The organism is Bacteroides uniformis (genome assembly GCF_025147485.1).
GTDB lineage: Bacteria > Bacteroidota > Bacteroidia > Bacteroidales > Bacteroidaceae > Bacteroides > Bacteroides uniformis.
Map to the genome: position 1 here is coordinate 3,267,933 of NZ_CP102263.1, position 24,360 is coordinate 3,292,292.

Here is a 24,360-nt window from a genome sequence, read left to right on the forward strand (position 1 = left end):
TAATTTTCAAATCTTCATTCTTTATTTTAATTACCAATTATCAATTTACGAAGTGTATAACATAAAGTCAAGACAAGCAGAAGAATTCATCAATCACCAGGAGATATTGGATACATTGGAGTATGCGCAGGCAAACCGCAACAACCGTCCGCTCATTGAAAGTTTGATTGACAAGGCTGCTTTGTGCCAGGGGCTTTCCCATCGGGAGGCGGCCCTGCTGCTGGAATGTGACGAGCCGGAACTGGTGCAGCGCATCTATCATCTGGCACGTGAAATCAAACGGAAATTCTATGGCAACCGCATTGTGATGTTTGCCCCGCTTTACCTTTCCAACTATTGCGTGAACGGTTGCGTCTATTGCCCGTATCATGCCAAGAACCGTACCATCCCCCGCAAGAAACTCTCGCAAGAGGAGATACGCCGCGAGGTTATCGCCTTGCAGGACATGGGGCATAAACGCCTGGCGCTGGAAGCCGGAGAAGACCCTCGAAACAACCCTATCGACTATATCTTAGAGTCTATCCGCACCATCTACAGCATCCATCACAAGAACGGGGCCATCCGCCGGGTGAATGTCAACATAGCCGCCACTACAGTGGAAAACTATCGGTTGCTGAAAGAGGCAGGTATCGGCACTTATATCCTTTTTCAGGAGACTTACAGCAAAGAGCATTACGAAGCCTTGCATCCCACGGGACCGAAAAGTAATTATGCCTACCACACCGAAGCGATGGACCGCGCTATGGAGGGTGGCATCGACGATGTAGGTATCGGTGTATTGTTCGGTCTGAATACCTATCGCTATGACTTTGTAGGACTGCTGATGCATGCCGAACATCTGGAAGCTACCTTTGGCGTGGGTCCGCATACCATCAGCGTGCCGCGCATCTGTCCGGCAGATGATATTTCGACCGAGGATTTTCCCGATGCCATCTCGGATGAGATGTTCTGCCGTATTGTGGCGGTTACCCGCATTGCGGTGCCTTATACGGGAATGATTATTTCCACCCGTGAGTCGGAAGCCGTACGCCGTCGGGTGCTCGAACTGGGCGTTTCGCAGATAAGCGGCGGTTCGCGCACCAGCGTGGGAGGCTATGCCGTGCCGGAAGCCAAAGAGGAAGATTCCTCCCAATTCGATGTGAGCGATCGGCGCACGCTGGATGAAGTGGTGAGCTGGCTGCTCGATCTGGGACATATCCCCAGCTTCTGCACCGCCTGCTATCGCGAGGGACGTACCGGAGACCGCTTCATGTCGCTCGTTAAGCGCGGACAGATAGCAAACTGCTGCCAGCCCAATGCACTGATGACATTAAAAGAATATCTGGAGGACTATGCCTCCTCCGAAACCAAGGAGAAGGGCATACAGCTGATTCGTGAGGAGATGGAGCATATCCCGAACCCCAAGATACGGGCGATAGCCGAACGTAATCTTCAGGAGATAGGGGAGGGGAAAAGAGACTTTAGATTTTAGATTTCGGATTTATGAATAATACACCTCGTTCCAACCGCCTGCACATTGCCGTCTTTGGACGACGGAACAGCGGAAAGTCCAGCCTTGTCAATGCCTTGACCGGGCAAGACACGGCATTGGTATCCGCAACGCCCGGCACTACTACCGACCCCGTGACCAAAGCCATGGAAGTATATCCTTTGGGCCCGTGCCTCTTTATCGATACCCCCGGTTTTGATGACGACGAAGGCGAACTGGGCGGTATGCGCGTGGAGCGTACCTTAAAGACGGTGGAGAAAGCAGACATCGCCCTCTTGCTTTATGAAGCTGACGGAACGCTGGAACAGCAATGGCTAAAGCTACTGGCTGCGCGCGAAATCCCCGTGATACTGATACTGAATAAAGCCGATTCCCGTCAAGACACCGCTTCCGTGGTTCTTCGGATTGAAAAGGAGTGCGGGCAGGCTCCCGTTGTGGTCAGTGCCAAAGAGGGTACCGGCATTCAAGGCATTTTCGATACTATCCTCGAAAAGCTTCCCGAGAATTTTGGTGAGCAGACTATCACGGGCAATTTGGTAAGTGAAGGAGATGTCGTCCTGCTGGTGATGCCCCAGGATATACAAGCCCCCAAAGGTCGTCTCATTCTTCCGCAAGTGCAGACCATCCGCGAACTGTTGGATAAAAAGTGCTTAGTGATGAGTTGCACCACCGATAAGCTGCAAGCCTCCCTGCAAGCCCTTGTCCGTCCGCCTAAGCTGATAATCACCGATTCACAAGTATTCCCCATCGTCTATCAACAAAAGCCTGCCGAAAGTAGTCTTACTTCCTTCTCGGTTCTTTTTGCCGGTTACAAAGGAGACATCAATGTCTTTGTAGAGGGAGCTGCCGCTATTCATAGTCTGACACCCCAATCGCGTGTACTGATAGCCGAAGCCTGCACCCACGCCCCGCTGACCGAGGACATCGGCACCGTCAAAATTCCCCGCCTGTTACGAAAGCGCATCGGCGAGGAATTGCAGATAGACTTTGTATCTGGAAATGACTTTCCCAAAGACTTGTCCCGATATGATTTAATTATCCATTGCGGCGCTTGCATGTTCAACCGGAAGTACGTTCTCAATCGTATAGTCCATGCCCGCGCACAGCACATCCCCATAACCAACTACGGAGTAGCAATTGCGAGTCTGACCGGTATATTGGATAAAATTGTTATCTATCGGTAAATATCCCTTTCCCTCTCTGTTCACGTTACTGATGTTATAGAGTAGTGTGAACTACTTTTCTTGTTAATAATGTTTAATATAAAGTACTTTGTAATGCAAGGTACTGGTATAATACATATATTTGTGCCATACAAGGAACAACAATAGAATTAATAAGGACACTCATTACTCTATTGCGCAGCCAAATAGTAAATTGTCAAATAGTAAATACCATTATGGATGTAAACAATGTAAAGTCGCAAATGCGCAAGGGCATGCTTGAATATTGCATCATGCTGCTGCTTCACAAAGAGCCGGCTTATGCTTCGGATATCATTCAGAAGTTGAAAGAAGCCAGACTGATTGTGGTGGAAGGTACACTTTATCCGTTGCTCACCCGTTTGAAGAACGACGACCTTTTGGGGTATGAATGGATTGAGTCTACACAAGGGCCTCCCCGTAAATATTACCGGTTGACGGAAAAAGGAGAAGTCTTTCTCGGTGAACTGGAAACATCCTGGAAAGAGTTGAACGAGACGGTGAATCACATCAGCAATTCTTGAAATAGCTGAAGAGAATATACCGTAATTCGCCGGATGGTAAATCGTAAATAGTAAAATTGTAAATAAATAATGTGTTATGAAAAAGACATTAACTGTAAATTTAGGTGGAACCGTTTTCAATATTGATGATGACGCATACCGTCTTTTGGATAATTATCTGAGTAATCTCAAGATGCACTTCCGCAAGGAAGCCGGTGCCGACGAGATTGTAGATGATATTGAACGCCGTATTTCCGAACTCTTTGCCGAGAAATTGTCGGCCGGTTCACAAGTAATCACGATAGCCGACGTGGAAGAGGTGATTGCCCGCATGGGAAAGCCGGAAGATATGGAGGCAGAAGGAGAGAGTGCTAGTGCCGATTCCGGCAGCACGAGTGCCGGGGGCGGCTATGGTGCCGGTGCTTGGAACAGCAATACCGCTTATGGCACTACACGCCGTCGTCTATACCGCAATCCGGATGACAAAATGCTGGGTGGTGTCATCAGTGGAATGGCTGCCTACCTGGGATGGGATGTAACTTTACTTCGACTGTTACTGCTTGTCATCTTGATTTGTGGGGTAGGGACATTGATACCGGTCTATATCGTGTGTTGGCTGGTTATACCGGAAGCCCGCACAGCAGCCGAGAAGTTGAGTATGCGTGGCGAGGCCGTTACGGTAGAGAATATCGGAAAGACGGTGACGGACGGTTTTGAGAAGGTTGCCAATGGGGTGAATGATTATATGAGGTCGGACAAACCCCGTACTTTCTTGCAGAAGTTGGGAGATGCATTGGTGATGATTGTCGGCTGGTTCTTGAAAATCTGTCTGGTGATATTTGCCATTATCTGCAGTCCGGTACTGTTTGTATTTGGAGTGGTATTTGTGGCGTTGTTGTTTGCTGCGATAGCGGTGGCTGTTGGTGGCGGTGCGGCTCTCATTTCCTTTTTCCCGATGGCTGATGTGGTACTGCCTACTTCTCCGTTGTCTGCCATTGTGATGTACATTGCAGGAATCTTGCTGGTAGGAATTCCTTTGGTCAGTCTTGTATGGGCCATCTTCAGTCAGATATTCAAATGGCAGCCGATGAATTCCGGTTTGAAGTGGACGCTGGTTATTCTTTGGATTGTAAGTGCGGCTTGCTTCGGAATCTGTTTTGCAGTGCAAGGGGCTACTTTCCCGGAATTGGGTATCTTTAACTTCTGAGAATAGTAATTTCTTTTTTAATTGATATCGTGTTTGTAGGAATCTGATTTCTATAAACACGATATTTTTTATTTCAATGTAATTATTTGTTATACAGTGGAATATTTCGTTTGGAAAAGGTGTTTTTTAAACGTTCGTTTAATGAACGCAAAGATAACGTGTATTTTTGAATCTCGCAAAATGTTTAATAAAAATATTCTATAAATTTCTTTTTAGTGAGTATAATACTTTGTCAGTAAGCCTATTGCATTGTATTTCTCTAACTTCTTCCTTTTACTAATTTTTAAGTAATCTTCCCTCTTTAGTTTTCTTAAATATTGACGTTCAAAAAACGAACGTCTATTGAACGCTTTTTGCTTGCAATAGATTCGTTTACAGCATTTTACCTGACAGGTAATGAATGACTGCAAAAAATCTGTTGACAAGAAGGGCATAAAGCTTGTCGTATTCTACATAAAGTGTCCGCAAGTAATTGAATTTCAAGTGTATGCAAGAGGTTCAAAGCCCCAGGAGAACACCCTTGTCTGAACAAAAGCATAAAAATGGGAATAGAGAAAGAGGTCGAAATCTGGTATGCTATGCGTGCCACCTACCGCAGAGAACCGGATGCCATGCATCTGCTCAAGAAAGAAAATTTGGGCTGTTTCATTCCTATGCAATACAAGATATGTATAAAAAAAGGGAAAAAAGTCCGTGCTCTGGTTCCGGTCGTTCATAATCTGCTTTTTGTCCATGCCCGTCCTTCCGATGTGCAGCGTGTAAAATCTCAAGTCACTTATCTGCAATATATCACCGATACCCGCAGTGGGCAGAAGATTATTGTCCCAGACGGTCAGATGCAGCGTTTCATTGCCGTATCCGGCACTTACGATGATCATCTTCTTTATTTTCAACCGGATGAATTGAACTTGTCCAAAGGCACCAAAGTCCGGATTACCGGCGGTGAATTTGAGGGGCAAGAGGGTGTGTTTCTGAAGGTGAAAGGCGCACGTGACCGTCGCGTGGTTATCGAAATACAAGGTGTCATAGCTGTTGCCATGGCCACTATCCATCCCGATCTTATAGAAGTAATCGGCTGAACTTTAATTTTTAATTCTTAATTCTATAATTGCTTATGTCTCTTTCCGAAGAAGCAATCACTCTTCAGCGTGCTGCGCACGAACTGATGTATTTGGGTATGGACGGCAGTCCCGTCTATAGCGATGACTTGTCACGGCGGAACGGTGAGGTCTACCGTCTTACCATGGCTTTATACCGGTCGGGTGTAAAAGGCACTACCATCGAAGAGCAGGCAAATGTCTGTCTTGCCCTTCTTATGGGTTACAGCGCCTCTTTTGTGGACCATGGCGAAAAGCAGCAGCATGTCCAGGAAGTGCTGGACTGTTGTTGGGATGTGCTCGACGCCCTTCCCGCTTCCTTACTGAAGCTCCGTCTGCTTACCGCCTGCTACGGTGAAGTGTTCGACGAGTCTTTGGCCGACGAAGGCCGTTCCATCATCGCCTCCTGGGATTCCTTATCACTTACTCCCGAACAGCAGGAAGCGGTTGATGAATTTCAGAATGTGACAGACAATCCCTATCCATGGGAATATATCGATGAATAAAACTTTTCATATAATGCTTAACAATAAATCCGTATTGATTACCGGAGGAACGGGTTCCTTCGGAAAGAAGTTTGTGGAAACCATTCTCCGTGATTATCCGCAAGTAAAGAAAATTATTATTTACTCCCGCGATGAGCTGAAGCAATTTGAGCTGAAACAGAAATATCCCGGTCATAAGTATCCGCAACTGCGTTTCTTTATCGGTGATGTCCGTGACCTCGAACGCCTGACGCGGGCTTGCGAAGGAGTGGACGTGATTATCCATGCAGCCGCCATCAAGCAGGTGGATACCGCTGAATACAATCCCGAAGAGTGCATCAAAACCAATGTACACGGTGCGCAGAATGTGATAAAGGCTGCTCTTGCCACCGGTGTACAGCATGTGGTGGCCCTTTCTACTGACAAGGCTTGTGCCCCCATTAATCTTTATGGCGCCACCAAGCTCACTTCCGACAAGCTGTTTACTGCCGCCAACAATATCAGCGGTTCCAAGGACATCAGGTTCTCCGTAGTCCGTTATGGCAATGTGATGGGTTCCCGCGGTTCCGTAATCCCTTTCTTTATCAACAAGCGTGACAACGGGGCGAAGGAACTTCCCATAACCGATATGCGCATGACCCGTTTCAACATTTCACTGGAAGCCGGTGTCGCTTTGGTCATGTATGCCATCGGACATCACCTGGGTGGTGAAATCTTTATTCCTAAGATTCCTTCCTATCATATCCAGGACGTGGCTACTGCCATTGCACCCAATCTGCCGCAGGTGGAAGTGGGCATCCGTCCGGGAGAGAAACTGCACGAGGAGATGATTACTGTAACCGATGCTCTTGATACAATCGATTTGGGCAGATATTATGTCATTCTTCCTTCCGTATCTTTCAAGCACAGTCGCGAAGAGTTCATCAGACATCACAATGCAGTACCCGTTCCCGACGGTTTCCACTACAGCAGTGACAACAATACGGAGTGGGAGACAGTAGAGACTATGCGCGAGAATATCAAGAAATACGTTGACCCTAATTTCGAGGTGAAATGATAAGCAAGCCTATTCCATACGGTCGTCAGCATATCACAGATGAGGACATCCGGGCAGTCATCGATACCCTGAAAAGCGATTACCTGACACAAGGTCCCAAAATCAGGGAATTTGAAACGAAATTTGCCGAATATGTAGGTGCACAATATGCCGTAGCGGTGAACAATGCTACTTCGGGGCTTCATCTTGCAGCTACCGCACTGAATGTAAAGCCGGGTGACAAGGTGATTGTCACTCCCATGACCTTTGCTGCCAGTGCCAACTGCATTCGCTATTGTGGCGGCGAGGTGGTATTCTGTGATATTGACAAGGATACTTACCTCATGGATATCCGTAAACTCGAAGCCATGCTTAAAGCTTCTCCTCGCGGTACTTACAAAGGTATTGTTCCGGTTGATTTTGCAGGCTATCCTTTGGATCTGGAAGAGTTCAGAAAGCTTGCCGACGAGTACGGTTTGTGGATTATCGAGGATGCCTGCCATGCTCCCGGCGGCTATTTCATGGACAGTAAAGGCAAGAAACAACATTGTGGTAACGGTTGTTTTGCCGACTGTGCCGTATTCTCTTTCCATCCCGTGAAACATATCGCTACGGGTGAGGGAGGCATGGTGACCACCAACAGCAAGGAGCTCTATGACAAGCTTTGTCTTTACCGTACGCATGGCATTACGAAAGACCCTGCTTTATTGCACGAGCATCATGGTGGCTGGTATTACGAGATGCAGGAGTTAGGGTATAATTACCGTCTGACTGATTTTCAGGCTGCCTTGGGTATTTCTCAGCTGGAGCGTGCGAAAGCAGGTCTTGAACGTCGTCATGAAATCGTAAGACGCTATAATGAAGCGTTTTCCGGAATAGATGGTATCAAGACTCCGTTCAATACTGCCGATGTCTATCATGCTTATCACCTTTATATCATTCAAGTAGCTGACCGCTTGGGTCTTTATAATTATCTGCACGAGAACAATGTCTATGCGCAGGTTCATTATGCTCCGCTTCATCTGATGCCTTACTATCAGCAGTGGGGCAATAGGAAAGGCGATTTACCTATAGTAGAAGAGTATTACGAACATTGTCTGAGTCTTCCGATGTATCCCACGCTGACGGACGAGGAACAGGAGTATGTGATTGAAAAGGTTATAGAATTTGTAGCGAAATGAAAAATATAGCAATCATTCCTGCACGTGGCGGCAGTAAACGTATTCCGCGTAAGAATATCAAGCCCTTTATGGGTAAACCTATCATTGCATATTCCATAGAGGCAGCTTTACAAAGCGGTCTTTTTGAGGAGGTGATGGTTTCTACCGATGATGAGGAGATTGCCGGAATAGCTTGTAAGTATGGTGCCAAAGTTCCTTTTATGCGGAGTGCCGAGATGTCAAATGACTATGCCGGTACTGATGATGTAATTCTTGAAGTACTGAGGAAGTATAAAGAGCAAGGCAGGGAGTTTGAAACGGTTTGTTGCATTTACTCAACGGCTCCTTTTGTCACTCCCGAAAGACTCCGGGAAGCATACGGAAAAATGAATTCGGAGATAGATTCCGTTTTCACTTGTGTGGCTTATTCCTATCCTATACAGCGCAGCCTTCACATCGTGGATGGAAAAATTAGTATGGTTTATCCCGAATACAAAAATGCACGTTCCCAAGATTTAGAACCGATTTATCACGATGCCGGTCAGTTCTATTTCTCTCGCACTGCTCCCTTTGTGGAGAGCCGGACTTTTTGGGGTGAGAATACAGCCGGGTTGGTGCTTTCCGAACTTGAAGTGCAGGACCTTGATACACAGACTGACTGGGCATTGGCAGAGATGAAGTATGAGTTGCTTCATAAATGATGTAATGCAGAAAATCTATCTCCGTGCCGATGCAAGTGCTGCCATCGGCTACGGTCACTTTATTCGTACTCTGGCTTTGGCCGATATGCTGAAGGACGATTTTGATTGTACCTTCTTTACTTGCCATCCTACCCCTTATCAGGTGAGTGAGATGGAGAAGGTATGTCCTTTCATCCCCTTACAGGAAGAATCACATTATGATGAGTTCCTTTCCCTTTTACAAGGTGACGAAATTGTGGTACTTGACAACTATTTCTTTACTACTGATTACCAGCGTGCCATCAAGCAAAAAGGTTGCTGTCTGGTGTGTGTGGATGATATGCACGACAAGCACTATGTGGCTGATCTTATAGTCAATCAGGGATTGGGTTACACGCGTGATGACTATTCGTGTGAACCATATACTCAATTTGCCTTTGGGCTTCAATTTTCATTGTTGAGGAGGCCTTTCTTCAATGTTGCGCTGCAGAATCAACGGAACAATTATTCAGGAGGTTTATATGTATTGGTGGCTTTTGGTGGTTCTGATTTCTTGAATTTGACGTATCAGACCATTCATGCAATTAAAGCCAAGGACAATGTGAAGAAGATAACGGCAATTGTCGGTGATTCGTATGCAGCCGAGAATATGGTTGATGACCCCAAAGTAACCTATCAGAAGAATTTGTCTGCCGGTTCCATTGCAGACTTGTTTAGTACTGTAGATGTCGCCATATTGCCTGCCTCTACGATGATGAATGAGGCATTGGCCTGTGGAACTCCTGTTATAGGAGGGTATTATGTTGATAATCAGGAGCACGACTATTATATGTTTTTGCGTGAAGGGCTGATTCAGGGGGCGGGTGATTATACCGATGCCGCTGCCTTTACTCTTGTTGCTGAGAATTTGGATAAGATGGCCATTCGTAAAAGACATGCCATCACTCCGGATATTCCCAAACGGTTTGTCAATTTGTTTAAAAGTCTGTTGATATGCAAGTAACTTCACAAAGAGCTTCGGCCATATTGTATAATTATCTGTCTGGCAACCATTTTGATAAACCGTTCTTATTGCCGGCAAATGTGTGTCCTGTAGTGCCCCTGTCGTTTATGAAAGCAGGTGTCGGTTTTGAGTTTATAGACATAGATGAAAGCCATGCCATGTCAACCGAGAAATGTTTGACAGCTATAGAGGCGGGAAAATATTCCGGTCTTGTATTTGTGCATGCCTACGGGAAAAAGTATGACAACAAAGAATTTTACCGGGCAGTGAAAAGTCTCGATCCAAATCTTTGTATCATTGATGATTGTTGCTTGTGCATTCCCGAATTGGCAGATTCCTTGCCTGAAAATGTGGATCTCTGCCTTTACAGTACCGGATATGCCAAATTCATAGAACTTTCCTATGGTGGCTATGCAAGTTTTAGGGGGGGGTACGAAGTTGTTGATTATCAGTATGATAGCATTAGTGAACAAAAGCATTCGGTATATATAAGGAAATGTCTCCTGGAGAATGTCAGATATATGCTTCCGGCTGACTATCCTTGGCTGGACGCCTCAAATTTGCAAATGACCGATGAGGAATATTTTGACATCATTGAAAGAAAGCTCCCAAAAGTGATTGCGGAAAAAGAGAAAATAAACAAGATATACAGGAATCTGCTTCCTGAATCGATTCAGATGGGAGATGATTTCCAGAACTGGAGGTTCATGATTGTCATCGAGAACCGGCAGAAGGTTCTTGACGCAATATTCAAGGCCGGTCTGTTTGCCGGGACTAATTTCCCTTCGGTTTCATACATGTTCAAAGGTGTTTCTTCTCCTGTTGCGGAAGTGGAGGCGAAGCATATCGTCAATTTGTTTAATGATTTCCGGTTCAGTGAAGCACAGGCAAGAAAGATCTGTGATGTGATAAATTCGGTTATATGAATAAAAGATTATTGATACTGGGCGCAGGTGAAATGCAGGTTCCTGTCATCCGAAAGGCGAACGATATGGGATTGCATACCATAGTCGCAGATATGGATGCGAATGCTCCGGGAATGGGGTACGCCTCGGAACCGGTTCTTGTCAGCACGATGGATAAGGAAGGTGTTTTGGAATGTGCCAAACGTCACTCTGTTGACGGCATACTTACTACAAGTGACGCGCCTGTAAATGTGGTTTCCTATGTCGGGGAACAGCTGGGGCTTCCGTCCATGTCCACTGAGGTCGCAAAAATCTGTACAAACAAATACTTGCAGAGGGAAATGTTTGCGGCCAACGGGATTGATGTACCATTTTTCATGCTTTGTGATAAAGATACGGACTTGGGCACATTGCAAGATTATCCATATATTGTCAAACCGGTAGATTCCTCTGCAAGCCGCGGAGTAAAAAAGGTTACAAATCATAAAGAACTTGTACTTGCTTTTTCCGAAGCTCTCGGTTATTCCCGTACCGGAAAGGCCATTGTCGAGGGCTTTATAACAGGCCGTGAATTCAGTGTTGAAACATATACGCAAAACAATAAAACTACCGTTGTCACTATTACGGAGAAACTTTGTATCGGTGAGGCAGAAGGCTTCTTTGTTGAAGATACGCACATTGAACCGGCGCGGATAACGAAACAGGAGTGGGAGCTGGTTTCGGAGACCGTATCAAAAGCACTTTGCCTGATTGGACTTAATAATTGCCCCTCGCATACAGAAATAAAGCTGAATGAATCGGGCGCTTATATCATAGAAATTGCTTGCCGGCTTGGAGGAGATTATATAACCTCTGATTTGGTTCCATTGTCAACCGGGATAGATATGCTGAGAAATCTGGTGAACTGTTCTCTTGGTTTGCCCGTTGATGTCCTTCGCAAACATGAAAAATGCTCAGCGGTACAGTTCCTTAATCCGCTCAACTATCAGCGTTGTGTGGATTTTCTAAGCTCTTCCCGGTCATCGGCTGTTTTTCGGTCTGAAATAAGACCTTATTCTGAAAAAAAAATAAAAAACTCTTTAGACCGTTTAGGGTATATCATACTTCAGACTGATAGTATGGAAGAGCTTGAAAGTATTCTAAGGACGATTAAATAGTAAAGACATGAGAGATAAGTGTATGATTGTGGCTGAGATGTCTGCCAACCATAACGGTAAGAAAGAAACAGCCATTGAAACCGTCAGGGCTGCAAAACGTGCCGGAGCCGATGCCGTCAAGTTGCAGACCTATCGGGCTGATACCATTACGCTTCGCTGTGACAAGCCTGATTTTATAATTAATGAAGGCTCTATATGGGACGGGCAATATTTTTATGATTTGTATGAACAGGCTTATACTCCTTGGGAGTGGCATGAAGAGTTGTTCCATGTGGCCAAGGAAGAAGGACTGATCTGTTTTTCTTCTCCTTTTGATAAGACAGCCGTCGATATGCTTGAGGCTTTGGACTGTCCCGTTTATAAGATAGCTTCTTTCGAAATTACGGATATTCCATTGATAGAATACGCGGCTTCGAAGCATAAGCCGATGGTACTTGCTACAGGCATAGCCACCGAAGAAGATATTCAATTGGCTGTTGAAGCTTGCCGCAGAATGGGAAATAATGATATTACGGTTCTTAAGTGTACCTCTTCTTATCCGGCTCCAGTTGAGGAAGCCAATCTTTGTATGATTCGTGATTTGGCAGAACGTTTCCAGGTAAAAAGTGGACTTTCCGACCATACCCTGGGGAGTGTCTCTCCCATTGTGGCGGTTACTCAAGGTGCGAGTATGATAGAAAAGCACTTTATTTTGAATCGTTCCATCGGTGGTCCGGATTGTTCTTTTTCTATGGAAGAGAAAGATTTTGCCCAAATGGTAAAAGATGTGCGCATGGCTGAGTTATCTTTGGGGAAAACGACTTACGAATTGACGGAGAAAATGAGAGGTAGCCGTTCCGCATCACGTTCTCTCTATGTGGCCGAGGATATGAAGGCCGGAGAAGTGATTACGGAGCGGAACGTTCGCTCCGTCCGTCCGGGCTTCGGCCTGCACCCCAAATATCTGAAAGATATATTGGGAAAGAACGTGAACCGGGATTTGGAGAAAGGGACGAGGTTTGCATTGGAGTACGTGAATGGTTAGCCTGATAAAAATAAGAAGATAAAATAGAGGTCTGGAATTTATTTTTCTATCTTTGTTCGTAGGTAATGGATATGGAAAAGTTGATTACTTTAGGTTCTGAAATATAAAGACTCAAATAAAGGATTATAGGGAGCCTTTTACAGCCCCCTATACTCCTTTTCCGCATCGAAGCACGGACACGCTTTCGTCGGATTCAAGTCATGGTGCCCCACAATCAGCGCCCGTGGAAAGATACGCTTCAACTCACGTAGCAGTGCCAGTAACGAAGCCTTCTGTTCCAATGTACGGGTATCGGCAGGAAAACTTGCAGCATCCAGTCCTCCTTCATAACAGATGCCGATAGAATGGCGGTTGTGATTGAGGCAATGCGCACCTATTTTTTCCAACGGGCGGCCGCGGTGTATTTCGCCGTTGCGGGTCAGATAGAAATGATAGCCGATGTCACGGAAGCCGCGGTGGTGGATGTGGTCGCGGCGGCAATCCTCAAAGCCCAGGGCCACGCCTTGAGGCGTGGCTGAGCAATGAACAATGAGCAGGGTAATCGTACGCATGGCTATTTGCAAGCGCCCAGACCTAAAGCTCCCGCTATGGCGGTAGCTACGGTGATGATTACTTTGAGGACAATGCCCCACACGGATTTTGACTTTTTGTCTTCACTCATGATGATTGGTAATTGATAATTAGTAATTAGTAATTTGTAATTATTCTCATCCTAACGGATTCTCGCCCTGATTGCCGTCACTTCCTCCGGAACCGCCGTCGGAACCACTGCCATCGGGAGCTTTTCCGCCTACGGTGTACAGGGAAGATTCCTTCAGCTGTCCATCCAGGTTGATTTGGGCATTACTCAGTTCGCCGGTGGCACGGGCGCGGAGCTTCAGCCCCTTCACGTTGTTGGCCAGCGAGAAGTCGGCAGCGGATTGCGCCCCTTTCTTGCTGACGATTCCTACGGAGAAGATGGCAAGGTCATCCAGTTTCACGTTCTTGCCGTCCAGAATCAATTCTTTGGTGCAGGAAACCATGTCTGCCAGTACCCCCTTGATGACACCACTCGAATAGGGGGTGTTGTGATTGGACATGTGCTTGGCCAATTTTTCGATGTCGAAGGTTTCTTCGATTACGGGGCGTGCATACCAGAGGCCTTTCAGTGGGCTGTCTTCGCCCGTCACTTGATACTTTTTGTAACGAATCATACAATTAAAATTTAGAAGTTAAAGGATAAAAACATTTGCTGTGTTGAACTCAACGATGCAAAGATAAGGCTGTGGATACGGGCGTTTGTCGGTTTTTGCAGGTTCTCGTCTGTTTGGGTCTGTTTTAGTCGGTTATTTACGCTTGTAAGTTTGATAATATCATGATTTATAGTTACTTTTGATGAAATATAAATCGTAACTGTCAACTATGGATTCTTTTGTCATACGTACATACGGGCGTACCGAATTGGCCCAAATCTATTGTCCCAATCTTTGTCCGGAGGCTGCCTTCCGCAAACTGAAACACTGGATAGACCTTTGTCCCGATTTGCGTGACGGACTTTCCGCTTTGGGCGGTTCTTCCCGTTCCCGCTCTTATACGCCTGCCCAAGTGCGGCTGATAGTGGCTGCACTTGGAGAGCCTTAAACCTGAGGTTGGATGGCGTAAAGGTCAGGCCGGGAATCGTAAAGGTGAGGTTGGTACACTTGGTACAGAGGTTCATCCATCCTTTCGCCTCACACACATACGCGTGCGTGAAGCGAAGTGAATGTCAGACTTTTGGTTTCCGGTAGTTTCCCTTGCCATCTACATTTTCCACCAGCCCGTGTTTCTGCATACGTTTGAGCCAGGTGGAGGCGGTTTCCGATTTGATGCCCATCTCTCCGGCTTTCTGCAGGAAAGAGGCCCGTGTGAATTCTTCTTCCATGCTGTCTACCAGTGCATCCCGGTCGGCATTGCCGCGGCTTGTCACTTCGGTGTTGGGCAGGAAGGAGAGGATATGGGTGGTATGCCGATAAAGGCTTTCGGCCAGTGAGAGTACGGCATGAAAGTCATCGGAAGCAATAAGGAGATTCCATCGGCTGACAATGTGGTCTTTCAGATTGTCTGTGGCTGTGTGAGGGTCGGGCGACACGTAAGGCGAGGCGGTGATTTCCCCTTGTTCCATTGCGCGGAGCATGGCCACCACTTCCATGATGCGGCAGATGTTGATGGCCAGACGTGCCACGCTGCTTGACATCTCGTTTCCGTTGGCTAGTCCGGAGCGTACGAAAAGCCGGGAGAAGAGCCGGTTGAATTCATCTTTCTGTCCGTCCGTAAGGTGAAGGGTGAATATTCCGTTCATGACAATGGTTTTCAGTTTGTCCTTCCATTCCATGCCCAGAGCCTTGAAGGTATCTTCAAGATCGCTGTCATTGCGGTCGAACTGGTTTTGCCAATGATGTATGGCAGGCATGTAGTAGAATACCTGGCGAGAAAAGAGCCCGTTCTCAGCAGTGGGAATCAGTGGTTTCACTTGTGAGGGGGTGCCTGACAGAAGTACGGAAAGATAAGTTTTCTTTACCTCTCGGTATTCGTGGTCGGTGCGCCGGTTGTAGGACAGTCGGTCGTGGTCGAAGGCTTTGCGCATGGTGTCGCTCCAGTGTCCGTATTCCGAACCGATGGCGGTGGAGATGGTGTCGGCTTCGCTTTCGCATATCAGTCCGGTACCGTCGGAGTCCATCAGGTTTTGCAGGATGCCGGTTCCGGTGTTGTTGCCCGAGATGAGGAACATCTTGTTGAGAGGCATTACGGGAGTCTCCGTTTTTCCACGTTCCTTGCCCAGTGTGTCGTATTTTGCTTTTTCGCGGCGGTAACATGCCATGCTTTCGTCTACCTGCCCACGTATTTCATCGTGAATGGGCTCGGCAAGCAGGCGTACCAAGGAGAGCACTCCTTTGCCGGATGCAGGTAGGGCTACTACAAAGGTTTGCAGGCAGGGGGACATCATTTTTCCTCCGTAGGAACATCGGACGTGTTTTCCCATACTGGCACCCAATACGGTGATGGCACCCAGTAGCAGTACATCGTATTGGGCGAGGGAGGTTCCGCAGCTCATGATGCGATTCAGGGGATAAGGCCAGTGGAGGTGTTCGTCGAAAGTGGGTAATGGAGACAGTGGTTCAATGCCCGATGCGGACTCTTCCTCGCGTGCGCGTGTGTGTGAGGTAGAAGAGAGGGGTGAACTTTGTGTACCAAGTGTACCAATGGCGGGTGCGGCTTCATGCTGAATCTTCACGCCGCAAAGCTCGGCCAGATGAAAGGCGGTTCCTAGATGCACGTCGTTACGGCCGGTCTTCAAGGCATTGCTGAAGAGCTTGTCGGCTGCCCGTCGGTCGTACTTGGACGACAGGCTGCACAGACTTAAAAAATCATGCCGTCCTGCTTCTCCGCAGTCGGTGGCAATGGCAAATGCCAGTTGTATATATTCTTGATAGGTTGGAGCAATGTCTGCTCCTGCATTTCTGACTGCTTCGGCCAGAAGGTGCAATGAAGATAGTGGTTCCATCGGATTTGGTAATTTATAATTAGTAATTTGTAGTCGGTGATTTGCAATGACTCATAATTCGAAGTTCACAACTTTTCTGAGCAGTGCTTTCGGGTCATGGCAGAGGAAACAGGCGCGTACGAGGTCTTTCCCCGAAGTGTCCACTCCTTTTCCGGGTTGTGTGTTTTCTGCGTCATACATGCAGTGGACGTAGTTCATGGCCCAGCGCACCGCCTCCGTGCTGTCTTTTCCGATAGGGCAGGGTACAAAAGCCTTTACACCTCGTCCGGTAGGGCTGATGAACACCAGTACCGGTGCGAGGTAAGGGTCTTTGAACAGTAGTTGCTTCAGGCGTCCGGCTTCGTCAGGTGAGTCGAGATGGTCTACGTCCACCACCACCAGTCCGGAGGGTAGCTTTAGGCAGTCGCTCCGTCGTCGGGTGAATACGCCGCAGGGGGTGACGTAGGGTAAGGTTTGCTGTTTCAGCATCCGGCAGTTGTTATCATCGCCTTGTAGGGCAGCTTCGCGGATGGCTTGTGTTAGGGTGATCAGCCGTTTGTTGGCTGTGATGAGTTGGTAAACTTCGTTCAGTTCTAAAGTACGCAGGGGGGTAAGCGTGGCGCTTTTCACGATTTTCCTGGTCGCTCCGTCCTTCATCGGTGAGATGGGTGGCATGAAAAGCGACATTTTAAAAGATTTTGGCATATTATACGTTTAAATAGTTGGCTCAAAGGTATTCATTCTCTTTCGTTGAATCTTTCCCACATGTAAGAAAGATTTTAAAGGAACAAAGTAAATAATAACAATATATAACATAATATTCTATCTAATTACTTAAAATTTATCTAAATGGGCAAAAATTTTATTCACCCTTCATTGGGCTTTTTTATCGAGCGAACGAGAAAACAGAGTGGAGTCACTATTGAAACTCTTTGCAAGGATTTGCATATTTCTCCATCCACGTACATAGACTTAAAAAAAAGGGTGTAACGCCTCACTTAGTACATACGAAACTCTTCTGCGATACTATATCGATGAACTGGAGGAACTGGATGATGACGAAATCAGGAAATTGGCTGGGGAATGGGTGGAAAAATGGCTGGAGGTTAGGAAGAAGGGGGAGTGGTGATTGGATTGGTTGATTATTACTGATAATTAAAGGAATCTATATAAATGATTAATTTTACAGTAGGTCCGGTGCAATCTTCTGATGCTGTACGGGTCATAGGTGCCGAACAGGTACCATATTTAGAACAGCAGAGTTTTCAGAAATGATGCTTGAGAATGAGCGCCTTGTTAAGAAATTTGCTAATGCGACTAAAGATAGTAAGGTTGTTTTCATGACATGTTCTGGCTCTGGTGGTATGGAGGCTGCCATCATAAATTGCCTTACGCCACAGGATAAGGCTCTTGTAATCAATGGTGGTAGCTTTGGTGAGCGTTTTGTGGAATTGCTTACCCTTCATAAAATTCCTTTTACGGAAATTAAGCTTAAGTATGGTAGAGCTTTGAAGCCTGAACATCTTGCTGAATATGAGAGCAAGGGTTACACTACTTTCCTTATGCAGAAGCACGAAACTTTTACGGGGGTACATTACGATATCAATCTTGTTTCTGATTTTTGCAAACGTAATAATTGTTTCTTGATTGTTGATATAATCTCTACCTTCCTTTGCGATTCATTTGATATGGTGGCAATGGATGTAGGGGTGATGATTACTGGAAGTCAGAAGGCTCTTGCTTGCGCTCCGGGTATTGCAGTTATGCTTCTTGCTCCTTCGGCTATTAAACGTATAGAAAAGGTCCAATGTTGCTGTCAGTATCTTGATTTGAAGCTTGCTCTTAAAAATATGGAGAGAGGGCAGACTCCTTGTACTCCTGCTGTTGGTATCCTTCGTCAAATTAATGTCCGTTTAAAAGAAATTGAGTCTGCAGGTGGTGCGGAGGTGGAGATTGCGCGTTGTGCAGAATTGGCTAAGTATTTTCGTGATAAGCTTGTTAAGAATAATCTTCCACTCTTTTGACTTATCGTCAGGTTGGAACAAATAGCTTTACAGTTAAGTATTATGTTGAGAAGTTTATTCTTGACATGAATACGATGAAGATAATTAGGGTTGACGAGTATCGCGACAAAAAGAAGATTAATCGTCCCGCAGGTTCGTTATTCTCTGTAGATGGAGAAATTTATCGAGTGGCACAAAAATGCAGTCGTGCATATGGAGAGTCGATCTTTGTGTATAAGACAAGTAAGAATTTTGATTTTATTAAAGATAAAAAGGTAGCAGAACTCACTGGTCAGAGTATAGTCCTGAGTGATGGTAGAAAGCCGATTTTGTTGCACACTTATTCTCAAGCAGGAGGGATTGAGGTGATTGACTATAGATGCTCTTTATAATAATTTGAAAAATGTTAAATAATAATGGCAAAGACAGTTTATCTTGGTATGATAGGTGATATCATGCATCCGGGTTACATTAACATCATTAACAAAGCTACTGAGTATGGCGATGTGATAATCGGTTTGTTCACTGATAAGGCGATTGCTAACCACCGTAGACTTCCTTATCTCACTTGGGAGCAAAGAAAGAACGTTGTTGAGAGCATCAGGAACGTATCAAGGGTGGTCCCTCAGGATGATTGGAGCTATGTCTCTAATCTCCTTAAGTACAAGCCTGATTACATCATTCATGGTGATGATTGGCAGGTGGGTCCTGACAAGTATATCCGTGATGAGGTATTCAAAGTAATGGAAAAGTTGGGTGGTGAGGTTATCGAGATTCCTTACACCCAAAACATCTCTGCTTCTGGTATCAAACAAGAGATTGATGCTCTTGGTGTAACTCCTCAGATGCGTCTTTCTTCTCTCCGTCGCCTTATTGCAGCTAAACCGATTGTACGTATTCTTGAAAGTCACAATGGTCTTACTGGCCTCATAGCAGAACATACTAAGGTAGAGGTGAATGGTCAGGAGCGTGAATTCGATGGCATGTGGGCTTCCTCCCTTACCGACTCTACCTCTAAGGGTAAGCCTGATATTGAGGCTGTCGATTTGACTACCCGTCTCCATGACCTCAATGATACCCTTGAAGTAACCACAAAACCTGTTATCTTCGATGGCGATACTGGTGGCAAGATTGAACACTTCGGTTTTACCGTTCGCACCCTTGAGCGCTTGGGAATCTCTTGCGTTATAATTGAAGATAAGGTAGGTTTAAAACAGAATTCACTTTTTGGTACTGATGCTGTACAGACTCAGGATACAATCGAAGGTTTTCAGGCTAAAATTCGTGCAGGTAAGGAAGCGCAAATTACTCGTGACTTCATGATTGTCAGCCGTTGTGAGTCTCTCATTGCTGGTAAGACTGTAGATGATGCTTTGGAGCGTTGTCATGCTTACGTAGAGGCAGGTACTGACGGTATAATGATCCACTCCAAAGAGAAGTCTGGAGAGGACATCAAGGAGTTTTGCTTGCGCTTTCGCGAGAAGAATGCTCATACTCCTATCATCGTTGTGCCTACTACTTATAACCAGTTCACAGAAGAGGAACTTGCTGAATGGGGTATTAATGTAGTGATTTATGCTAATCACATGCTTCGTTCTGCTTATCCTGCAATGGTTAAATGTGCAGAAACCATCCTCTATACTAGCCGTTCGCTTGAAGCATCTGAGCAGTACTGTATGCCTATCAAACAGATTCTTAATCTTATTCCAGGCACAAAGAAGAAGTAAACATTAATTTCTTACCCCTTAAACTATTTTACAAATGGTAAGACCCGAATTTTTTGTAAATATACTCAAGGAACAAGGTATAGACTTTTATGCTGGTGTTCCTGATTCGTTGCTCAAGAACATTTGTGCATATATTACCGACCACCTTCCTGCTGAGCAGAATATTATTGCTGCTAACGAAGGAGGGGCCATGGGTATTGCTGTAGGTTATCATTTGGCAACAGGTAAGGTGCCTGTAGTTTATATGCAGAACTCTGGTGAAGGCAATATCATTAATCCGTTTGCCTCTCTTACCGACAAGGACGTTTATAACATTCCTGTGCTCCTCGTTATCGGTTGGAGAGGGCGCCCTGGAGTTCACGATGAACCTCAGCATGTGAAGCAAGGTAAGGTGACAATCGGTTTGCTTAATACCATGGGTATCAACTATGCTATTCTGCCAAAGGATGAAGAGGGAGCTGCAAAGCAGATAAAAATAGCTGTCGACTTCATGAAGGCAACCAACGAGTGCTATGCCCTTGTGATAGAGAAGGATACTTTCGATACCTATAAGCTTCAGAGCGTTGAGGTAAACGAACTGGCAATGTCTCGCGAAGAGACGATTCAGAAGGTGGCTTCAAACATTGAAGATAATGCTTGTATCGTATCAACTACTGGTATGATTTCTCGCGAGCTCTTTGAGGCACGTACTGCTTGGAGCCAAGGTCATGAACGTGATTTCCTTACTGTAGGGGCGATGGGCCATGCTTCCCAGATAGCTCTCGGCATAGCTCTCCAAAAGCCTGAGCGTCGAGTATATTGTTTTGATGGTGATGGAGCCAGCATCATGCACATGGGTAATATGGCTATTACAGCCAGCATGAAATGCAAGAATTATGTGCACATTGTGTTCAACAATGGCGCACACGATTCTGTTGGTGGTCAGCCTACTGTTGGTCTCAAGATTGATTTTTGTGCAATTGCTCAAGCTGTAGGCTACAAGGCTGCTTATAGTGTAGAAACTATGGAGGCACTTGAAGCAAAACTTGCAGAATTCAAGAACGCAGAAGGTCCTGTTTTCCTTCAGATTTGCGTAAAAAAGGGAAACCGCAAGGACCTTGGCCGTCCAACTACAACTCCTATTCAGAACAAAGAGGCTTTTATGGAATTTCTTAACAAGTAAAGTATGAAAGTAATTCTGTTTGCTGATATACACGCCAATCTTTCTGCTTTTGAGGCGGTTCTAGCTGATATTGAGAAACACTATCAGCCAGATGCCATGATTAGTCTAGGTGACTTTATCGACTATGGTATGCGTTCAAATGAAATTATTGAACGTATACAAACTGTTAATATTCCATTACTTGCCAATTTGAAGGGCAATCACGAGAAGGCTTTGATTGATGGGGAACTCTCATGTTTCTCTTCAGAAAGAGCTCGTGTGATGTCCAAATACACAAGAAACCATCTCACTCAGACATCTATTGATTATATAAGCAATGTGATGCAAGAGCCAATGCAAGAGTTGGAAATTGGTGGTAAGAAAGTACTTCTTTTACATGGAACTATTGATGATCCCTATTGGGGAAAACTGACTCCAGCAAAAGTGGAAGATGAAAAGTATCAGGATTTTGACTACGTATTGAGCGGTCACATTCATCAACCTTTTAAGATAGATGTATTCTTCAAAGTTGACAATCCAATCATGCGCAATCAGAAACGTACGACTTTTATCAACCCAGGTTCAGTTGGACAACCTCGCAATCAGAATCCATATGCACAATATGTGTATATCAATTTTAAAACGGGGGAAACCCATTTCAATGCAGTTCCTTACGATATTGAAGCTGAACAATCTCTTTTCCCCAAAGAGATAGATACTTTTTACAGCGAACGATTAAAATTTGGAATATAAATGAAGAACTTATATGTAATAAGTGGTGTTACTGGCATGACGGGTAGTGAACTGTCTCGTCAGTTTGTTTCTCAGGGTCATACGGTAATCGGTTTCGACAACTTCTTTGCAAGTTCTATTGATACCGTTAAAGACATTATTGACAATCCCTCGTTCATCTTCTATAATTACGACATTAACAAAGTCGCTCAGATGGATGAAGTATGCGATAAGGCGAAAGAACTCAAAATTGAGTGCGATGGCCGTCTGGTGTTTATCAATTGTGCTGCTGTTGTCCATACAAAGCATTTCTATGAGGTAGAGAGTACTTTTCAGACTAACGTCCTTGCTATGAAGGATTTCTTGGAGCGTGCCATTTCTATGAGGGCTGATACTTACATTAATTGTTCAACTTCGGAGGTTTACTCAATGCAGTCTTGGAATGAGAATGGCGGTGTGAAAGAATCTGATTATTTGGCAATGTCAACAGCGGAACATAGCCAACGTACAAGTTATGCTTGCGGCAAGTTGATGACTGAATTCTTTATGAAAGATGCTGTTGGCAAGGGACGAATTAAAGGTTGTTCTATTCGCTTTGCTAATGTATATAGCAGGCACGAGCGTTTTGCAGAGCACATTATCCCTCATATCATTGATAATCTGCTTGAAAGCCATACCGTAACCCTTCTTGAAAACTCGAAGGTGAACAAACGTACCTTCCTTCATAATATTGATAGCTGTCGTGCCGTTATGGAGCTCATCGCTTCTGAGGATGCTCTTGATGGTACTGTTTATAATGTGGCTACTGAAGAGGAAATTGCCATTATTGATCTAGTCAAGACGATTGCAATAAAAATGGGCATCAACGATGTGGATATCCGTTTCGAAGGTTACCGAAAGTCTGATCCTGAGCGTCGATTGCTCAATACGGACAAGATTCGTACCCGTACTAGCTGGAAACCTATCATCACTCTCGATGAAGGCCTCACGATGTGTGTAAATAGTATCAAGAAATGAAATATTTGATTATAACTGTTGCTGGAACGGCTACGCGTTTTAATCGCGACACTAAGGAAGAAACCCTCAAATGCTTGTATTATACCGATGAACCTCAATACGCTCTTCTTGCTCAATTGCTGAAGAATTGTGGTGAGTACGATAAATATATCCTTGTGGGGGGCTACCTTTATGAGAAGTTGGGAAGATTTGTAAAGAACGAACTCTCTGGTTATGGCAAAAAAATAGAACTTGTTTACAACGAGCATTTCAAAGACTATGGCTCCGGCTACAGTTTATACAAAGGTATAGAGGCAATAAAGGAGGCAGGTGATGTGACTTTCGTAGAAGGCGACTTGTTCTTTATGGCTACAGATTTCAGGCAAGTGTATAATTCGCCAAAGAGTGTGATTACCATTAACCGAGAACCAATCTACTCGAATAAGGCAGTTGCGTTATACATTAACGTTGATGGCAAACCAAGGTATTTATATGATACGAATCATCAGACATTAACTGTATCAGAGCCATTCAAGGCAATCTTCAACAGTGGTCAGATGTGGAAATTTTCTTCATCTGAGAGGCTTTTGAAGACTGTTGATTCGCTTACAAAAGAACAACTTCAAGGTACTAATCTTGAAATAATTCAGGCTTACTTTAGTGATATGAATAGTGAAGAGTATGATGTAGTGACTTTCACTGACTGGTTCAACTGCAATACTGTTGCAGATTATGATATTGTAAGAAAATTGATGTAAAAATGAATATGGCTGTATTAGAAAGAGATTACAGAATAGATGGAATAAAGTGGTTGCTCATTGTATTAGTTACATTCGGTCATGTAATAGAACCTGCTTTAAGCAATCCTATTGCCAATAAGCTCTATTCTATAATCTACATTTTTCATATGCCATTATTTGTCTTTATCAGTGGTTATTATGCAAATGTTAAGGATAAAGAAAAACTGATTAGTAAAGGTTTTATGCTTTTGGAAACATTTTTGGTTGTGATGATTCCTCAATGTTTTTATTATGGAAGTATCATCCCTTTACTAAATCCGGAGAACTCAGGCTGGTATTTAATCAGCCTAATAACTTGGTATATTATTTTTCTGTTGATTATCAATAAGCTAGTTGGCAAAATTGTCGTACAATATAATGGGTGCGGGGGGGCAGTTATTGATATTCAGTTGCTTGTTGGCCGTATTTGCATACATGCTTCCGTTGAAACAATTTGGTAACCTGCTATCGTTCCAACGGTCGTGTATGTTTCTACCATTCTTTATGATGGGTTTCTTGAGAAGAGTAAAAGGCC

At 44.9% G+C, this 24,360-nt stretch carries 27 protein-coding genes; 22 read left to right on the top strand and 5 right to left on the bottom strand.

The window, feature by feature from the left end; translation table 11 throughout:
• Positions 1-52 precede the first annotated feature (52 nt).
• The 13 genes from hydG (at position 53) to pseI (ending at position 12,948) form a co-directional block, all read left to right on the top strand.
• Positions 53-1,471, top strand: a complete 1,419-nt coding sequence (hydG, locus tag NQ510_RS13015) for a [FeFe] hydrogenase H-cluster radical SAM maturase HydG (RefSeq protein WP_034525452.1) — start codon at positions 53-55, stop codon at positions 1,469-1,471.
• 11 nt (positions 1,472-1,482) lie between these two features.
• Positions 1,483-2,673 (top strand): [FeFe] hydrogenase H-cluster maturation GTPase HydF, encoded by a 1,191-nt coding sequence (gene hydF / locus NQ510_RS13020; RefSeq protein WP_005825342.1) that lies wholly within the window; start codon positions 1,483-1,485, stop codon positions 2,671-2,673.
• A gap of 215 nt (positions 2,674-2,888) precedes the next feature.
• Positions 2,889-3,215 (top strand): PadR family transcriptional regulator, encoded by a 327-nt coding sequence (locus NQ510_RS13025; protein WP_005825341.1) that lies wholly within the window; start codon positions 2,889-2,891, stop codon positions 3,213-3,215.
• Positions 3,216-3,291: 76 nt separating this feature from the next.
• Positions 3,292-4,401 carry a PspC domain-containing protein gene (locus NQ510_RS13030; protein WP_005825340.1) on the top strand — a complete coding sequence of 370 codons (1,110 nt, stop codon included), beginning with the start codon at positions 3,292-3,294 and terminating at the stop codon, positions 4,399-4,401.
• Between the two features lie 542 nt (positions 4,402-4,943).
• Positions 4,944-5,480, top strand: coding sequence for a UpxY family transcription antiterminator (locus NQ510_RS13035; RefSeq protein WP_005825336.1), 537 nt, complete (start codon positions 4,944-4,946; stop codon positions 5,478-5,480).
• 35 nt (positions 5,481-5,515) lie between these two features.
• Entirely contained in the window at positions 5,516-6,004 is a 489-nt protein-coding gene (locus NQ510_RS13040) for a UpxZ family transcription anti-terminator antagonist (protein ID WP_005829506.1), read from the top strand.
• A 13-nt stretch (positions 6,005-6,017) separates the two neighbouring features.
• Positions 6,018-7,040: a UDP-N-acetylglucosamine 4,6-dehydratase (inverting) gene (gene pseB / locus NQ510_RS13045; RefSeq protein ID WP_005836599.1), complete on the top strand. Its 1,023-nt coding sequence runs from the start codon at positions 6,018-6,020 to the stop codon at positions 7,038-7,040.
• Positions 7,037-8,200 carry a UDP-4-amino-4,6-dideoxy-N-acetyl-beta-L-altrosamine transaminase gene (pseC, locus tag NQ510_RS13050; RefSeq protein WP_005829502.1) on the top strand — a complete coding sequence of 388 codons (1,164 nt, stop codon included), beginning with the start codon at positions 7,037-7,039 and terminating at the stop codon, positions 8,198-8,200. The genes pseB and pseC overlap by 4 nt, the downstream gene beginning before the upstream one ends.
• Entirely contained in the window at positions 8,197-8,880 is a 684-nt protein-coding gene (pseF, locus tag NQ510_RS13055; RefSeq protein WP_005829500.1) for a pseudaminic acid cytidylyltransferase, read from the top strand. Before pseC ends, pseF begins: the two co-directional genes overlap by 4 nt.
• A 4-nt stretch (positions 8,881-8,884) precedes the next feature.
• A complete protein-coding gene (gene pseG, locus NQ510_RS13060; RefSeq protein ID WP_034525825.1) occupies positions 8,885-9,862 on the top strand; it encodes a UDP-2,4-diacetamido-2,4,6-trideoxy-beta-L-altropyranose hydrolase in 978 nt (325 codons plus the stop codon).
• Positions 9,863-9,885: 23 nt separating this feature from the next.
• Complete coding sequence (locus NQ510_RS13065) at positions 9,886-10,788, top strand: hypothetical protein (protein WP_254782586.1); 903 nt, start codon at positions 9,886-9,888, stop codon at positions 10,786-10,788.
• The gene (locus NQ510_RS13070; protein ID WP_005829494.1) at positions 10,785-11,924 is read left to right on the top strand and encodes an ATP-grasp domain-containing protein; all 1,140 of its coding nucleotides are present in this window, start codon (positions 10,785-10,787) and stop codon (positions 11,922-11,924) included. The genes NQ510_RS13065 and NQ510_RS13070 overlap by 4 nt, the downstream gene beginning before the upstream one ends.
• 7 nt (positions 11,925-11,931) lie before the next feature.
• Positions 11,932-12,948 (top strand): pseudaminic acid synthase, encoded by a 1,017-nt coding sequence (gene pseI, locus NQ510_RS13075; RefSeq protein ID WP_005829491.1) that lies wholly within the window; start codon positions 11,932-11,934, stop codon positions 12,946-12,948.
• A gap of 137 nt (positions 12,949-13,085) precedes the next feature.
• On the opposite strand, the gene NQ510_RS13080 is transcribed toward pseI, so the two are convergent.
• The 3 genes from NQ510_RS13080 to NQ510_RS13090 are packed head-to-tail and all read right to left on the bottom strand — an operon-like array spanning position 13,086 to position 14,141.
• The gene (locus NQ510_RS13080) at positions 13,086-13,499 is read right to left on the bottom strand and encodes an N-acetylmuramoyl-L-alanine amidase (RefSeq protein WP_034525799.1); all 414 of its coding nucleotides are present in this window, start codon (positions 13,497-13,499) and stop codon (positions 13,086-13,088) included.
• Positions 13,500-13,501: 2 nt separating this feature from the next.
• Positions 13,502-13,609, bottom strand: coding sequence for a smalltalk protein (locus NQ510_RS18910; RefSeq protein ID WP_005829485.1), 108 nt, complete (start codon positions 13,607-13,609; stop codon positions 13,502-13,504).
• Between the two features lie 46 nt (positions 13,610-13,655).
• Positions 13,656-14,141, bottom strand: a complete 486-nt coding sequence (locus NQ510_RS13090; RefSeq protein WP_005829481.1) for an HU family DNA-binding protein — start codon at positions 14,139-14,141, stop codon at positions 13,656-13,658.
• Positions 14,142-14,349: 208 nt separating this feature from the next.
• On the opposite strand from NQ510_RS13090, the gene NQ510_RS13095 reads away from it, so the two are divergent.
• A complete protein-coding gene (locus NQ510_RS13095) occupies positions 14,350-14,568 on the top strand; it encodes a DUF4248 domain-containing protein (RefSeq protein ID WP_005829478.1) in 219 nt (72 codons plus the stop codon).
• Positions 14,569-14,692: 124 nt separating this feature from the next.
• On the opposite strand, the gene NQ510_RS13100 is transcribed toward NQ510_RS13095, so the two are convergent.
• Together NQ510_RS13100 and NQ510_RS13105 are read right to left on the bottom strand one after the other, a co-directional pair.
• Positions 14,693-16,468: a DUF3987 domain-containing protein gene (locus tag NQ510_RS13100; protein WP_005829475.1), complete on the bottom strand. Its 1,776-nt coding sequence runs from the start codon at positions 16,466-16,468 to the stop codon at positions 14,693-14,695.
• 51 nt (positions 16,469-16,519) lie between these two features.
• On the bottom strand, positions 16,520-17,152 hold the full coding sequence (locus NQ510_RS13105; protein ID WP_005829473.1) for a BT4734/BF3469 family protein: 633 nt from the start codon (positions 17,150-17,152) through the stop codon (positions 16,520-16,522).
• A gap of 566 nt (positions 17,153-17,718) precedes the next feature.
• On the opposite strand from NQ510_RS13105, the gene NQ510_RS13110 reads away from it, so the two are divergent.
• The 8 genes from NQ510_RS13110 to NQ510_RS13145 are packed head-to-tail and all read left to right on the top strand — an operon-like array spanning position 17,719 to position 24,286.
• On the top strand, positions 17,719-18,471 hold the full coding sequence (locus NQ510_RS13110) for a pyridoxal-phosphate-dependent aminotransferase family protein (RefSeq protein WP_005829465.1): 753 nt from the start codon (positions 17,719-17,721) through the stop codon (positions 18,469-18,471).
• On the top strand, positions 18,468-18,842 hold the full coding sequence (locus NQ510_RS13115) for a hypothetical protein (protein WP_005829463.1): 375 nt from the start codon (positions 18,468-18,470) through the stop codon (positions 18,840-18,842). The genes NQ510_RS13110 and NQ510_RS13115 overlap by 4 nt, the downstream gene beginning before the upstream one ends.
• Positions 18,843-18,866: 24 nt before the next feature.
• The gene (aepX, locus tag NQ510_RS13120) at positions 18,867-20,177 is read left to right on the top strand and encodes a phosphoenolpyruvate mutase (protein ID WP_005829461.1); all 1,311 of its coding nucleotides are present in this window, start codon (positions 18,867-18,869) and stop codon (positions 20,175-20,177) included.
• Between the two features lie 34 nt (positions 20,178-20,211).
• A complete protein-coding gene (gene aepY / locus NQ510_RS13125; protein WP_005829459.1) occupies positions 20,212-21,339 on the top strand; it encodes a phosphonopyruvate decarboxylase in 1,128 nt (375 codons plus the stop codon).
• Positions 21,340-21,342: 3 nt separating this feature from the next.
• Positions 21,343-22,071 carry a metallophosphoesterase family protein gene (locus NQ510_RS13130; protein ID WP_005829457.1) on the top strand — a complete coding sequence of 243 codons (729 nt, stop codon included), beginning with the start codon at positions 21,343-21,345 and terminating at the stop codon, positions 22,069-22,071.
• Positions 22,072-23,067 (top strand): NAD-dependent epimerase/dehydratase family protein, encoded by a 996-nt coding sequence (locus tag NQ510_RS13135; RefSeq protein ID WP_005829455.1) that lies wholly within the window; start codon positions 22,072-22,074, stop codon positions 23,065-23,067.
• Positions 23,064-23,804 (top strand): DUF6564 domain-containing protein, encoded by a 741-nt coding sequence (locus NQ510_RS13140; protein ID WP_005836616.1) that lies wholly within the window; start codon positions 23,064-23,066, stop codon positions 23,802-23,804. Before NQ510_RS13135 ends, NQ510_RS13140 begins: the two co-directional genes overlap by 4 nt.
• 8 nt (positions 23,805-23,812) lie before the next feature.
• A complete protein-coding gene (locus NQ510_RS13145; RefSeq protein WP_234129825.1) occupies positions 23,813-24,286 on the top strand; it encodes an acyltransferase family protein in 474 nt (157 codons plus the stop codon).
• Positions 24,287-24,360 lie beyond the last annotated feature (74 nt).